Annotated in this window: 10 protein-coding genes; 6 read left to right on the plus strand and 4 right to left on the minus strand. The window is 69.0% G+C overall.

Going from position 1 to position 12,938, the window contains the following annotated elements:
* Positions 1–17 precede the first annotated feature (17 nt).
* Both ACW5F0_RS04425 and ACW5F0_RS04430 read right to left on the minus strand, forming a co-directional pair.
* Positions 18–749: an SAM-dependent methyltransferase gene (locus tag ACW5F0_RS04425; protein ID WP_456964805.1), complete on the minus strand. Its 732-nt coding sequence runs from the start codon at positions 747–749 to the stop codon at positions 18–20.
* A 127-nt stretch (positions 750–876) separates the two neighbouring features.
* Positions 877–4,305: an amidohydrolase family protein gene (locus tag ACW5F0_RS04430; RefSeq protein WP_456999114.1), complete on the minus strand. Its 3,429-nt coding sequence runs from the start codon at positions 4,303–4,305 to the stop codon at positions 877–879.
* A gap of 191 nt (positions 4,306–4,496) precedes the next feature.
* Between ACW5F0_RS04430 and ACW5F0_RS04435 the strand changes: the two genes are divergently transcribed.
* Both ACW5F0_RS04435 and ACW5F0_RS04440 read left to right on the plus strand, forming a co-directional pair.
* The gene (locus ACW5F0_RS04435) at positions 4,497–4,802 is read left to right on the plus strand and encodes a YkgJ family cysteine cluster protein (RefSeq protein ID WP_456964807.1); all 306 of its coding nucleotides are present in this window, start codon (positions 4,497–4,499) and stop codon (positions 4,800–4,802) included.
* Between the two features lie 81 nt (positions 4,803–4,883).
* A complete protein-coding gene (locus tag ACW5F0_RS04440) occupies positions 4,884–5,027 on the plus strand; it encodes a hypothetical protein (RefSeq protein WP_456964808.1) in 144 nt (47 codons plus the stop codon).
* A gap of 30 nt (positions 5,028–5,057) precedes the next feature.
* Here the strand turns inward: ACW5F0_RS04440 and ACW5F0_RS04445 are convergent, their stop codons facing one another.
* Positions 5,058–5,948, minus strand: a complete 891-nt coding sequence (locus tag ACW5F0_RS04445; protein WP_456964809.1) for an acyltransferase — start codon at positions 5,946–5,948, stop codon at positions 5,058–5,060.
* Between the two features lie 145 nt (positions 5,949–6,093).
* Here ACW5F0_RS04445 and ACW5F0_RS04450 point away from each other — a divergent pair, with 145 nt between their 5' ends.
* On the plus strand, positions 6,094–7,686 hold the full coding sequence (locus ACW5F0_RS04450; protein ID WP_456999115.1) for a M20/M25/M40 family metallo-hydrolase: 1,593 nt from the start codon (positions 6,094–6,096) through the stop codon (positions 7,684–7,686).
* 10 nt (positions 7,687–7,696) lie between these two features.
* Here the strand turns inward: ACW5F0_RS04450 and ACW5F0_RS04455 are convergent, their stop codons facing one another.
* Entirely contained in the window at positions 7,697–9,409 is a 1,713-nt protein-coding gene (locus ACW5F0_RS04455) for a diguanylate cyclase (protein ID WP_456999116.1), read from the minus strand.
* A 272-nt stretch (positions 9,410–9,681) separates the two neighbouring features.
* Between ACW5F0_RS04455 and ACW5F0_RS04460 the strand changes: the two genes are divergently transcribed.
* The 3 genes from ACW5F0_RS04460 to ACW5F0_RS04470 are packed head-to-tail and all read left to right on the plus strand — an operon-like array spanning position 9,682 to position 12,820.
* Positions 9,682–10,539 (plus strand): N-formylglutamate amidohydrolase, encoded by an 858-nt coding sequence (locus ACW5F0_RS04460; protein ID WP_456964812.1) that lies wholly within the window; start codon positions 9,682–9,684, stop codon positions 10,537–10,539.
* Positions 10,536–11,762 carry a flavohemoglobin expression-modulating QEGLA motif protein gene (locus ACW5F0_RS04465; RefSeq protein WP_456999117.1) on the plus strand — a complete coding sequence of 409 codons (1,227 nt, stop codon included), beginning with the start codon at positions 10,536–10,538 and terminating at the stop codon, positions 11,760–11,762. The genes ACW5F0_RS04460 and ACW5F0_RS04465 overlap by 4 nt, the downstream gene beginning before the upstream one ends.
* Entirely contained in the window at positions 11,759–12,820 is a 1,062-nt protein-coding gene (locus ACW5F0_RS04470) for an ATP-grasp domain-containing protein (RefSeq protein ID WP_456999118.1), read from the plus strand. Before ACW5F0_RS04465 ends, ACW5F0_RS04470 begins: the two co-directional genes overlap by 4 nt.
* Positions 12,821–12,938: the final 118 nt, after the last annotated feature.

The following is a 12,938-nucleotide window of genomic DNA, read 5'->3' on the forward strand; positions in this document are numbered from 1 at the left end:
CTGGCGCGCAGGGTCACTCATGCGCACAGGCGCGATGCCACTGCGCCCTTGTGGTTGCCGTTGAAGCCCACCCAATGATCGCGTCCGCAACGCATGAACACGGACTTGGGCACGGCTGCGCCGGCGGGCCGCAGCACCAGCTCAAGCCAGTCACCCCACAGGACCGCCCGCTTGAACCTGGCCGGCTGGTCGTCGATCCAGGCCTCGCCCTCCACCCGCTGCCAGGTCTGCTGCAGGCGTACGCGGAAGCGCCGGCCGTTCGATGTCTGCCAGCCCCAGGTGCCCGCCACGCCGGCCGGGATCATCCACAGGAAAATGGCAACCCCGCCGGCGGACATCTTGCGGTCCGGCTTCCAGTCGCCCATGTCGAAGTCGTGCGACACCACCCGCGTCCCCGGCCGCAGTTCCTCCAGCAGGCGTGGGCGCAGGTCCAGGTTGACGCTGTGCAGCAGGTACATCGTGACCACCGTCGCCGGGCTGAAATCGGCGTGGAACAGGTCGTATTCGATGAAGCTGACCCTGTCTTCAACCCCGGCCCGGGCCGCGTATGCCTCGGCCCGCTCCACCCGCACGCGATCGATTTCCACGCCCACCGCCTGCGCGCCGTGGTCGCGGGCGGCGGCGACCACGATCCGGCCGTCACCCGAGCCCAGGTCGTAGACCACGTCGCCGGCATCCACAGCGGCCAGCTTGAGCATCGCCTGCACCACCCGCTCGCCGGTGGGCACGAACGGCACGTCCAAGGGCATGGCGAACGGATCAGACCCGTCAAACACACATTCCCTGGACAACCCTTGCACCCCACTTCCGGAAAGACGATCGGACAATCAGCATAGCAGCGGCCCTTGGTGGGCCGCCGGCGTTCGCGGGTGGCGATCAATGCACTCCGTGGCAGACCGAGGTCGGGCCGAAGCTCTCGCCGAACGCCTGTCCCTGCCGATGGTGCTGCCAGTAGAACTCCGGTGCGGGCACGGCCTGGTTGCCGATTTCCGCCATGTCTGCGGCGACGTCGAACAAGCGGCCATCGACCATCACGTAGCGCGTGTCGGCGGTGTGGCGGATGTTGTCCAGCGGGTTGCCGTCGAGCACCACCAGGTCCGCGCGCTTGCCGACCTCGAGCGAACCCAGCTGCGCGCCGAAGCCGATGTAGTCGGCGCCGTCGATGGTGGCCGCGCGCAGCGCCTCGAAGTTGCTGAAGCCGCCCTGGGTGAGCATCCAGATCTCCCAGTGCGTGGCCATGCCCTGCAGTTGGCCGTGGCCGCCCACCTGCACCTTGACCCCGGCATCGCGCAGGCCCTTGAGCGCCTTCGCCACCTCGATGTGGTGGTAGTCCCAGTCCGGCGCGATCTCGCGGCGGATGCTGCGCGCGTCCAGGGTCTCGCGCGGGAAGAAGCGGTTGAGCTTGGCGTCTTCCCACACATTGTCGCGGGCGTAGAACCAGTACTCGCCGGACAGGCCGCCATAGCTGACCACGAGCGTCGGCGTGTTGCGCACGTCGGTTTCCTTCCACAGATTCACGACGTCGTCGTAGAGCGGCGCGATCGGCAGGTTGTGCTCGATGCCGGTGGCGCCGTCCAGGATCATGGTCATGTTGTGGTGGAAGGTGGAGCCGCCCTCCTCGACCACCAGCATGCCCAGTTCGCGCGCGGCCTGGTTGACCTGCTGGCGCTGGTCGCGGCGCGGCTGGTTGTAGCTCTTCACCGAGAACGCGCCGTTGGCCTGCATCCGGCGCAGGTGGCTGCGCGCGTCGTCGAGGGAATCGATCTCGGCCTTGAAGCCGCCGTCGGCGCCGTACAGGATCGTGCCGGTCGACATCATGCGCGGACCGACCATGCGCCCGGCCTGCAGCAGCTCGGCCTGCGAGAACACGAACTCGGTCGTCGCCGAAGGATCGTGCAGGGTGGTGATGCCGAACGCGAGGTTGGCGTAGTAGGCCCAGTTCTGCTGCGGCACCACGCCCTGGCCGAAGTTCGAGGCGTGCGCGTGGACATCGATGATGCCGGGCACGATGGTCTTGCCGGAGACATCGATCACGTTCGCTCCGGCAGGCACCTGCACGGAGCCCGCCGCGCCCACCGCCGCGATGGTGTTGCCGTCGAGCACGATGGTGCCGTTCTCGATCACCTCTTCCCCGTCTTCGGCATTGCGCATGGTGACGATACGGGCATTGGTGAAGGCCACCACGTCGCGCGGCGCGTACACCGGCGCCTCGAGTCCCACGGCGGTACCGCCGCCTGGTGCCGGCGCAGCGATCTCCTGCGGCGCGCCGGGCAGGAAGGGGAAGGTCTGGTCGAGCCGGCGCGAGTGGTAGCGGTCGCCGACCATCCAGTGCAGCGAGCCCGAGTCCGCCGCCCAGTGCAGGTAGCTGCCGACGTCGGCGCTGACCGGGCGCACCGGCAGCGCCTTGGTCTTGCGGTCGAGCGTGATGCTGCGGCCGGTTTCCGGCATCGGTGCCACGTAGGCGTTGAAGAGCTCGGTGAAGGCCACCCATTTGCCGTCGGGGCTGATCTGCACGGAGTCCACGTACTTCAGGTCGAACACCGCGCGCGGCTCTTCGCCGTGCAGGCCCACCGACATCAGCTTCTTCTCCATGCCGCCGCCGGTGAGGTAGAGCACGCGCGTGCCGTCGTGGTTGAACTGCGGCGACTGGCCGGTCTCGGCCACGCGCACCGGCTTGCCGCCGGCCGTGGGCACGACGTAGATGCCACGGTCGCCCGACCACAGGCTTCCCGTCAGGCCGCCGCCGCTGCTGCGGCTGTAGACCACGTGGCGGGCATCGGGCGAAAAGCGCGGGTGGTAGTAGAAGCCAGGCTCCTGCGTGAGCTTGCGCCCGGCGCCGCTGCCGCTGGCGCCGCGCACGTGGATCGCGCCGAGCGCAGCATCGGACCACGTGGTGTAGAGCAGCTGGCGGCCGTCGGCGCTGAAGCTCGGCTGGTATTCGTAAACGTCGCGATTGCCGGTGAGGCGCGCCGGGGTGCCGCCGGGCAGCGGCTTGCGCCAGAGCTGGCCCAGCGCATGGAACACCAGGGTGCCGCCATCGGCGGAGGTAGCCACGTCACGGATCATGCGCGGGTTGAAGCGGCCCTCGGGCAGCGACTGCGCGAACCGCAGCGGCTCCGAGACCACCTGCTCCACCTGCGCCGTGAACGGGATATTCGTCGCCGCGCCACTGCCCATGTCCACGCGCCACAGCCCGCCCTGCGCCCAGACCACCACCGCGCGCGAATCCGGCGTCCAGTCGAACCCGCTGTAGGGCCCGAAGATCGCCCAGGCTTCCTGCTGGTCGTGGCTGAGGCCGTCCCAGACCGGGCGCACCTCGCCACTCGCCAGGTCCAGGTGGTGCAGCACGCTCGCATCGCGCACGCGCTTGACGAAGGCCAGCGACTTGCCATCGGGCGACACCTGCGGACGCACCGCGCCGCCCGGCGTCGCGACCACGGTCTCGGTCTTGCCGGTCTGCCGGTCGAAGCGCTTGATCGCGTAGATCACGCCGTGCGGGTCACGGTTGTACTCGAAGCTCGGCCCGGGGCTGACGTCCTGGGAGAAATAGACATGGCGTCCGTCCGGCGACACGGAGGGCTCGCCGAGGTCCTGCTGCTCGTTGGCCTTTTCCACCAGCTGGATGCCGGCGCTGGTGCCGCCGGCGTGATACAGCCACAGCTCGCCCGCGCCAAGCGAGCGCGTGGAGGTGAAGTGCTTGCGGGCCACGATGTATTCGCCGTCCGGCGTCCAGGCCGGGTTGTTGATCAGGCGGAAGGTCTCCTCGGTGACCTGGCGCGCATCGCTGCCGTCGGCAGCCACCGTCCAGATGTTGTTGCCACCGCTGCGGTCGGAGGTGAAGGCGATGCGGCGGCCATCGGGCGACCAGCGCGGCTGGATGTCCCAGGCGCGACCGGTGGTGATGCGGGTGGCGGCGCCACCGGCGATCGGCGTGCGGTAGATGTCGCCGAGCAGCGAGAACACCAGCTGGCGGCCGTCGGGCGAGACGTCGACGTCCATCCAGGTGCCTTCGCCGGTCTCGAAGCGCACCGTCTTCGCCTGGCCCTGGGTGGATTCCACGTTCCACTTGGCGGCCTCGTCGGTGCCATCCGCGTCCTCGCGCAGGCCGCGCGCGCTCTCGAGGGGCGCCCGTGCCTCGTCCACGCCGGCGGCGTCCAGCGCGTCCTGTTCCAGTTCGACGTTGTCATCGCGGTTTTCCTGCTGCTCCGCCTTGTCCTGCGGCGGCGGCGCAGGCGGGTCCTGGGCGAGGACGGGGAACGAGGCAAGCGCGCAGGCGAGCGCGAGGGCAAGGGCGTTTCGGGACATGCGGTCGGCATCCAGGAGATAAACCCGCCCAACTTAGCCAGCCCCGCGCCACTTGGCACGGGACAAAAGTCCCGGCTGAACGCGGGATGTAGGCCCCTGCGGCCACATTTCCACCCGGAGGGCACCGCTTGGTCTAAGGTGCGCCCACCCCCCGCATCGGAAAGCCCCATGAACCTGACGCACGACGGCGCATGAGCGCCGACGTCCATCACTGCGCGTCCTGCGACGCTGTCTGCTGCCGCATGACCGTGGTCCTGCAAGCCGAAGACCGTATCGCCGACCACCTCACCACCTGGACCGACGCCGGCCTGCATGTCATGGCCCGGGACGAATTCGGCTGGTGCGTGGCGGTCGATCCCGCCGGCGGCGGCTGCTCGATCTATGAATCACGTCCCGACGTCTGCAGGCGGTTTGTGATGGGCGGCGCCTATTGCCGGGCACTGCGCGAAGACTATTCGGACCGCAACGCCCGCGGGATTCCGCTGCAGATGTTCTAGATGCAGGCCTGCCGAGTGGGCGCGGAGGCCCCGGATCGCCCGTTTTCGTACAATGGACGTTCTGATCACGACGGATGACCCATGGCCAAGCCAAACTACTCGTTTGAAAAGCGCCAGCGCGAGCTGGCAAAGAAGAAGAAGCAGGACGCGAAGGACGCCAAGAAGCGCGCCGAACGCGAAGCGGCCAAGGGCGACGACGCCCCGGCGCAGGACACGCCTGCCTGAGCGAGGCGGTATCAGCGCCCGCGCAAGCGCTTACAGATGCCGGACAGGCCCCAGCATCTGCTCCATGTCCGCATCCTTTTCCTGCCACACCCCGTTCATCCACTGCTGGAAGCGGGCGCGCACGACGCGGTCGTCCTGGTAGCGGCCTGCCATCACTTCGGTCGGGATCGGGCGCTGCCGCACGTGCACGCGCACCTCCGGGATGCGCCCGCCCATGAGGTCCATCATCGTGGGCCGGCCGGCGGGATAGGCGATGGTGACGTCCAGGACGGCATGCAGGGCGTCGCCCATCGCATCGATCACGAAGGCCACGCCGCCCGACTTGGGCTTGAGCAGGTGCCGGTAGGGTGAGGCCTGCCGCGCGTGCTTGTCGGGCGTGAAGCGCGTGCCCTCGACGAAGTTCATCACTGCGACCGGCAGCGCCCGGAATTTTTCGCAGGCACGGCGCGTGGCTTCCATGTCGCGCTTGCCAAGCTCGGGGTTCCTCGCGATCTCCTTGCGGGTGTAGCGGCCCATGAAGGGGAAATCCAGCGCCCACCACGCCAGTCCCAGCACCGGCACCCAGAACAGCTGGCGCTTGAGGAAGAAGCGCAGCAGCGGGATGCGCCGGTTGAACACCTTCTGCAGCACCACGATGTCGACCCAGCTCTGGTGGTTGGCCAGCACAAGGTAGTGGCCATCGGCCTGCAGCGCCGCGTCCCCGCTCACCTGGAAGCGGGTGCCGGTAAGGCTGTCGACCATCGCGCCGTTGGCGCCGATCCAGCTTTCCGCGAGCACCGCCAGCAGGCGGTTGATGGCCCGCCGCACGCCCTCGATCGGCAGCAGCGCCTTGCCCACGGCCACCAGCAGCAGCGGCACCGCGTGCACCAGGGTATTGAGGACGATCAGCAACAGCACCAGCGCGGCGCGCATCAGGGACATCGGGGACACCGGCCAGGCATTCGGGAATCGGGGGCGGAAGCGTAGCAAAACCGACCCCGCCGGCGTGACTAACGACCGGTGAACCGCGGCTGCCTCTTCGCTAGAGTTGTCGGTTTCCAGCGCCCCGGGCGCAGAGGGGATCCCGATGTTGAAGCGTTGCCTGATGGTGTTCTGCCTGGGGGCCAGCGGCCTCGCCGCGGCCACCGAGCCCGTCGACCTCGACATGGTCAGCCGCATCCGCCAGGAGGCCTTCCACAACTCCCAGGTGATGGCCACCTTCAGCCATCTCACCGAGAACATCGGCGCCCGCCTGACCAACTCGCCGCAGATGGCCGAGGCCAACGCCTGGACGCGCGCCAGGTTCACCGAGTGGGGCCTGTCCAACGTCCACGACGACGCGTTCGACGACTTCGGGCGAGGCTGGGAGTTCAGCCACGCCAGCGTGGAGATGCTCAGCGACCGCGTGCAGCCGCTGCACGCCCTGCCCAAGGCCTGGACCCCGGGCACTGACGGCGCGGTGGAAGGCGAGCTGGTGCATGTCGAGATCAAGAAGCTGGCCGACATCGACACCTACCGCGGCAAGCTGGCCGGCAAGATCCTGCTGCTGGGCGAGGCGCGCGAATACAAGCGCGGCAGCGAGCCCGATTCGCAGCGCCACGACGCTACCTCGCTGGAAGGCCTGCAGCAGTTCACGGTGCCCAAGACCGCCGCCAGCGACCGCGCCAAGCGGGTCAAGGAGTACAGCGAACGCCAGGAACTCGCCCGGGCGATCAATACCTTCTTCGCCGAGGAAGGCGCGCTGGCCGCGATCAGCATCAGCAGCTGGGACAACGGCATCATCCGCGTCGCCGGTGGCGGTTCGCGCAAGGCCGGCGAGCCGGTGGGCATCCCGGAGCTTGCGATGATCGCCGAGCACTTCAATCCGCTGGTGCGGGCGCTCGAGCGCGGCGACACCGTGCGCCTGCGCGTCCGGGTCGATGCCCGCTTCACCGACGTAGCCGACCAGCCCGGCTACAACACCATCGCCGAGATCCCCGGCCGCGGCCGCAAGGCCGGGGAGATCGTCATGCTCGGCGCCCACATGGACTCCTGGCACACCGGTACCGGCGCCGCCGACAACGCCGCTGGCGTGGCCGTGATGATGGAAGCCATGCGCATCCTCAAGGCGGTGGGCGCCCGCCCCGACCGCACCATCCGCGTGGCGCTGTGGAGCGGCGAGGAGCAGGGCCTGATCGGTTCGCAGGATTACGTGTCACGCCACTTCGCCGCGTACCCCGAACCCACCGATCCGACGCAGAAGGCGCTGCCCGGCTCGCTGCGCGAGCCCACCGGCCCGCTGCAGAAGCAGCGCGACTACGACCGCTTCTCGGCGTACTTCAACATGGACAACGGCTCCGGCCGCTTCCGCGGTATCTACGCGCAGGAAAACCTGGCCGCCGTGCCGATCTTCGAAGCCTGGCTTGCGCCCTTCCACGATGTCGGCGCCACCACCGTGGCCACGCGCAACACCGGCAGCACCGACCACATCGCCTTCGACCGCGTCGGCCTGCCCGGCTTCCAGTTCATCCAGGACCGCCTGGACTACTTCACCAATGTCCACCACACCCACCTGGACACCTGGGACCACATCGAGCCCGAGGACCTGAAGCAGGCCGCGGCGATCGTCGCGACCTTCGCCTACCACGCCGCCATGCGCGAGGAGCGGATGCCGCGCAAACGCCTGCTGGAGCGCAACTAGCCTGGCCCACTCAGGCCACGCGGTCGCGGCCGTCGTGCTTGGCGCGGTACAAGGCCTGGTCGGCCTTGTGCAGCAGCTGTTCCAGGGTGGCGCTGTCGCCGTCGTCCTGGCACAGCCCGGCGCTGAGGTCGAAGCCGAAGGTCTGCCCGAACACGGTGATCGGCTCCAGCCGCGCGCGCAGGCGATCCAGCAGCGCTTCGGCCTCCGACGCCGAACCCTCCAGCAGGATGGTGAACTCGTCGCCACCGCTGCGGCCGGCAATGCCGCGTCCTTCGACGACTTCGCTGATCCAGTCGCCTAGCGAGCGCAAGGCCTCGTCGCCCGCGGCATGTCCGTAGCTGTCGTTGACCTGCTTGAACAGATCGATGTCGGCAACGATCGCGGTGAACGGGCGCCGGTTGTTGCGAGCACGCACGAAGGCCGCCTCGCCGCGCCTGCGGATCTGCTGGTAGTTGAACAGCCCGGTCAGACCGTCACGTTCGGACTGCCGCCGGTAGCGGCCGCGTTCGAGGAACGAATGCCGCAACAGGATGGCCAGCAGGACAGCGGTGACCAGCAGCGCGAACATGCCCAGGCCCAGCAGCCACTGCCGGCGCTGGGTGGCGGTGACCTGGAGCGCGGCAAGCTCTTTCTCGGCTTCCAGCAGCGCGATCTGCTGCTCCTTCAGGCGGGTGTCGAACTCGACCTGCAGGTAGGCGAGCTGGCGCTCGCGGGTGATGGCTTCGGCGGCTTCCAGCGCCGTGGCGGCGAACTTGCGATGGGCAAGCGCCTCGCGCAGGTCGCCGCGTCGTTCGGCCAGGTCGCCCAGCAGCTGCTCGGTTTCCGCGATGGCGAACTGGGCGCCTTTTTCCCTGTAGTGCGCCAGCGCCTGCGTGAGCAGCACCTGCGCTTCGCCATGGCCGCGGCCAAGCGTGGTCAGGCTTTCGGCTACCACGAGTTTCGCGCTCCAGGCGCCGGCGGCAAAGCCCGCGGCCTCGAACTCGGCGATCGCCTGGCGCCCCCAGCCCAGGGCCTCCGAATGCTTGCCCTGGGCGGCGAGCATCTTGCCGACGCCGTATTTGGCGTTGGCGATGAAGATCATGTCGCCCGCACGGGTGCATTCCTCGATCTGCCGCAACCGCCAGGTCTCCGATTCGCGGTAGTTGCGCGCATGGTCCTCGGCAAGCGCCACGTCGGACACGGCCAGGCATACCGCCCGCGCGTCTCCCTGTGACTCGACCAGTTCCAGGCCGCGCAGGGCCAGCTCCCGCGCCTTCGCGGTTTCGCCGACCAGCGTGTGCAGATAGCTGGCCACGCCCATGAGCCTGCCCGACTCCGAGGGCGCGTCCGCCAGGTACGTCAGGGCTTCGCCCAGCCAGGCAAAGGCCAGCGGCCAGTCCTCGATATTGGCCGCCACGCTGATGGCCGTGGTGTACACGCGCACGCGCAGCTGCGCCGACAGGTCCTCGTGCAGCAGCTCGACGAAGCCCTCCAACGATTCCTGCTCGCGCGTCGACACCGCCAGGTTGCGCAGGCGGACGAACTCCAGGCGCTGCCGTTGCTCCGGGCTGAAGTCGTCCAGCCGCGGCGCGAGGCCTTCGATCCTTACGTCCGACTGCCGCCAGTGCGCAGTGACCGCCAGCCGCTCGATGTCCCTGACTTCCGCTTCCAGCGCGTCGTTCGCGAACGCCGGCATGCCGGCAAATGCCAGCAGCAGCAACGTGGTCCGAATCAGCCGGCACATGACGTCGGTCGAGCTCGGCCGCAGGGCCTAGTCGCAGGCCCTGATGACGTACGGCATCGCCAACACGGCATCGCCGCCGCGGGTATCCAACAGATCAAGCAGTACCGACATCCAAGTCTCCCCCCCAATGAACCACCCCGGCTTCCGATGCCGACCGCGGGATGGATGCGTGCCCGCGCCGTCGCGTCGCGGACACTAGCACAGGACCGGCGGTGACCACGGTACAGCGCGGTCACGGCGCGATCATTGCCCCGCTGCGAACATTTGCCGCCATGACGCGACCCGAGACCCCGGCACCGCAGGCCCGCTATTTCCAGGATGGCCAACCGCCCGTCCCCACCGCCGCGGCGCGCGAATGGAACATCGCGGTGGCCGACGGCCCCGTGGTGGCCACCGCCATCCACGACGGCCATGCCATCCGGCCTTCGCTGCAATCGCTGCTTGCGCTGCCCGACGACGTGCGGTTTCGCGAGGAAGATCCGCTGACCGGAGTCCTGACCGCCGTTGGCGACGTGCGCATCCAGGTCCCGACCTCGCGCTTCGAGCTTGACCTCAATCGACCGCGCACCGCGGCCGTGTACGCGCGGCCGGAGGATTGCTGGGGACTTGAAGCCTGGCGCGGCACGCTTCCCGATGCCGAAATCGAACGTTCGCTCGCCAGCTGGGACCGCTTCCACGCGATGGTGGCGGAGCTGCTGGACCGGCTGCTGCAACGCTGGGAGGCGGTGCTGCTGATCGACCTGCACAGCTACAACCATCGTCGCGACGGGCCCGACGCGGCGCCGGCGCCACAGGACGCCAACCCCGACATCGAGCTCGGCCTCACCACCGCTGATCCGGAGCGCTGGGCCGCGGTCTGCGAACGCTTTGCGGCCGCGCTGCGCGCCACGCCCCTCCATGGGCGCGCACCGGACGTGCGCGCCAACGTGCGCTTCCCCACCGGCGGCGACTTCCCGGAATGGGTGTATGCGCGCTGGGGCGCGCGGGTCTGCACGATCTCGCCCGAGTACAAGAAGATCTTCATGGACGAACACACCGGGCAGGCCGACATCGCCGCGCTGTATGCGCTGCGCGACGGCCTGCAGGCAGCGGTGGACGCGGTGCGCCCGGACTTCGAGGCACGGCAGTGAGCACGGTCACGGGTGCGCCGGGCGTGCGCTCCCTGCCCCCCGTGGCGGCGGAAGTGGATGCCGCGCTCGCCGACATCGATGCCGGCCTCGACTGGCTGCTCGCGCTCACGCCCCTGGGCACCGATGCGCTGTGGGAGGAGTTCGTGGCAAGCGGGCACACGCGCGTGTCGCCGCTGCGCTATGCCGAGCCGACGCTCGACCTCGCGGCGATGCGCAGGCGGCTGCTCGACCTCCCGGTGGAGCGCATCGAATCATCGCTGCTCGCCGGCGTGCTGGGCGAGAAGCAGCGCGAACTCGACCGCATGATCGAACTGGTGCGGCTGCGCGGCACCCGGGGCTTCGTGTCGGCCAGCATCGACCTGTTCGGCGGCGTGGAGCCGGGCCTGCTCGAACTGGCCCAAGCGATCCTCGCTGGCGTCGATGACAGCGAGCCGCTCGAGGCCGACATCGGCGTCGACGCGGTCGTCGCCGCCGTGGAGGACGAAGTCGCCTGGTACTGCGAGCGCGCGCCGGATTTCCGCCTCGACATCGTCGTCGATGCCGACATCGGCTCGCTGATGATGGTCTCGCACGGCCGGCTGTACCTCGACGCGCAGCTGCGCCTGCCGCATGCACGGCTGCAGCCGCTGGTGCAGCACGAAGTCGGCACCCACGTGGTCACCCGCTACAACGGGCTGCGCCAGCCGCTGCGGCAGCTCGCCGTCGGGCTGGCGCACTACGATCCGCTGCAGGAAGGCCTGGGCGTGCTGGCCGAATACATGGCCGGCTACCTTCCCGGCGAACGCCTGCGCGTACTGGCCGGCCGCGTGGTCGCCGCCGACATGGCCATCCGCGACCGCGACATCCCGGAAATCTTCGCCTGCCTGCACCAGGAGCACGGGTTCCCGACCGAAGACGCCTTCGACGTCGCCGTGCGTGCGCGCCGCGGGGGCGGCCTGACCAAGGATGCCGTCTACCTGCGCGGGCTGCGCGACCTGCTCGACCACCTGCGTGGCGGCGGCGCCTTCGAGCCGCTGTTCGCCGGCAAGTTCGCACTCACGCACCTGGTGGTGCTGGAGCAACTGGTCGAAGCCGGCTGGGTGCTGCCCCCTGCACTGCTACCGCGCTATGCCACCGCTGCCGGCTTCACGCGCGCACTCGACCAGTGCCGCGACATCGGCGTCGAAGACCTCCACCACCACCACCAGCCCGCCCCTCCGGCCTTCCAGGAACCGCCCGCATGACCGACCGACCGCTGCGCATCGGATTCGTCGTCAACGACGTCGCCACCGAGCAGGACAACTACACCACCATCCGCCTCGCGCGCACCGCCGCCAACCTGGGGCACAGCGTGGCCCTGATCGGACTCGACGGGTTCGTCTACGACGCCAACGGCACCGTGCGCGCCAAGGCGCACATGCCCGCCGGGCAGGATTACGCCGACGACAACGCAATGCTGGAAGAGATACAGGACGAGGACGCCGCCACCGAACGGATCAACGTCGAGGAGCTCGACGTGCTGATGCTGCGCAGCGACCCCGCGCCGGAACAGGTCGAGCGGCCTTGGGCACCGACCAGCGCGCTGCTGTTCGCGCAGCTGGTGACCCGCCGCGGCGTGATCGTGCTCAACGATCCCTTCCACCTCACCAATGCATCCAACAAGACCTACTTCCAGCATTTCCCGGAAGAGGTGCGGCCGGTGACCTGCATCAGCCGCGACGCCGACGAGATCCGCGACTTCATCGCCACCCATGGCAACCGCGGTGTGATCAAGCCGCTGCAGGGTTCCGGCGGCCAGGGCGTGTTCGTGGTCCGGGAGGACGACGGCGGCAACCTCAACCAGATGATCGAAGCGGTGACCCGTGACGGCTACGCCATCGCCCAGGAGTACCTGCCCAAGGCCGCCGACGGCGACCTGCGCCTGCTGACCCTCAATGGCCGGCCACTCCAGGTGGATGGCCAGTACGCCTGCTTCCGCCGCTACAACGACAGCGGCGACGCGCGCAGCAACATCAGCGCCGGCGGCAAGGTCGAACTCGCCGTCCCCGATGCCGATGCGCTGCGGCTGGCCGAGATCGTGGCGCCGAAGCTCATCCGCGACGGCATGTATTTCACCGGCCTCGACATCGTCGGCGACAAGCTGATGGAGGTGAACGTCGACACGCCCGGCGGGATCAACATGGCCGAGGAGCTGACCGGCGTGGATTTCAGCAGCCACATCATTGCCGACTTCGAGCGCAAGGTCCGGCTGCGGGAGCAGTACGGCGGCATCCTGGCCAATGTCGAGCTTGCGATGCTCTGAGCGGCTGCCGGCGGGAACTGGCCCCGGCGTCCGCTCGCTGTCGGGAAGCCGCAGCAACCAGGACGGATTCACCGTCGCGAGCACCATCACGCGCGCGTCTGCAGGACCCTCGCCGGGT

The sequence above is a fragment of the Luteimonas sp. A534 genome, from assembly GCF_054072805.1.

Bases quoted from the DNA above. Each gene is read 5' to 3' on its own strand.
- ACW5F0_RS04425 (WP_456964805.1), bottom strand. From the start codon at position 749: ATGCCCTTGGACGTGCCGTTCGTGCCCACCGGCGAGCGGGTGGTGCAG.
- ACW5F0_RS04430 (WP_456999114.1), bottom strand. From the start codon at position 4,305: ATGTCCCGAAACGCCCTTGCCCTCGCGCTCGCCTGCGCGCTTGCCTCG.
- ACW5F0_RS04435 (WP_456964807.1), top strand. From the start codon at position 4,497: ATGAGCGCCGACGTCCATCACTGCGCGTCCTGCGACGCTGTCTGCTGC.
- ACW5F0_RS04440 (WP_456964808.1), top strand. From the start codon at position 4,884: ATGGCCAAGCCAAACTACTCGTTTGAAAAGCGCCAGCGCGAGCTGGCA.
- ACW5F0_RS04445 (WP_456964809.1), bottom strand. From the start codon at position 5,948: ATGTCCCTGATGCGCGCCGCGCTGGTGCTGTTGCTGATCGTCCTCAAT.
- ACW5F0_RS04450 (WP_456999115.1), top strand. From the start codon at position 6,094: ATGTTGAAGCGTTGCCTGATGGTGTTCTGCCTGGGGGCCAGCGGCCTC.
- ACW5F0_RS04455 (WP_456999116.1), bottom strand. From the start codon at position 9,409: ATGTGCCGGCTGATTCGGACCACGTTGCTGCTGCTGGCATTTGCCGGC.
- ACW5F0_RS04460 (WP_456964812.1), top strand. From the start codon at position 9,682: ATGACGCGACCCGAGACCCCGGCACCGCAGGCCCGCTATTTCCAGGAT.
- ACW5F0_RS04470 (WP_456999118.1), top strand. From the start codon at position 11,759: ATGACCGACCGACCGCTGCGCATCGGATTCGTCGTCAACGACGTCGCC.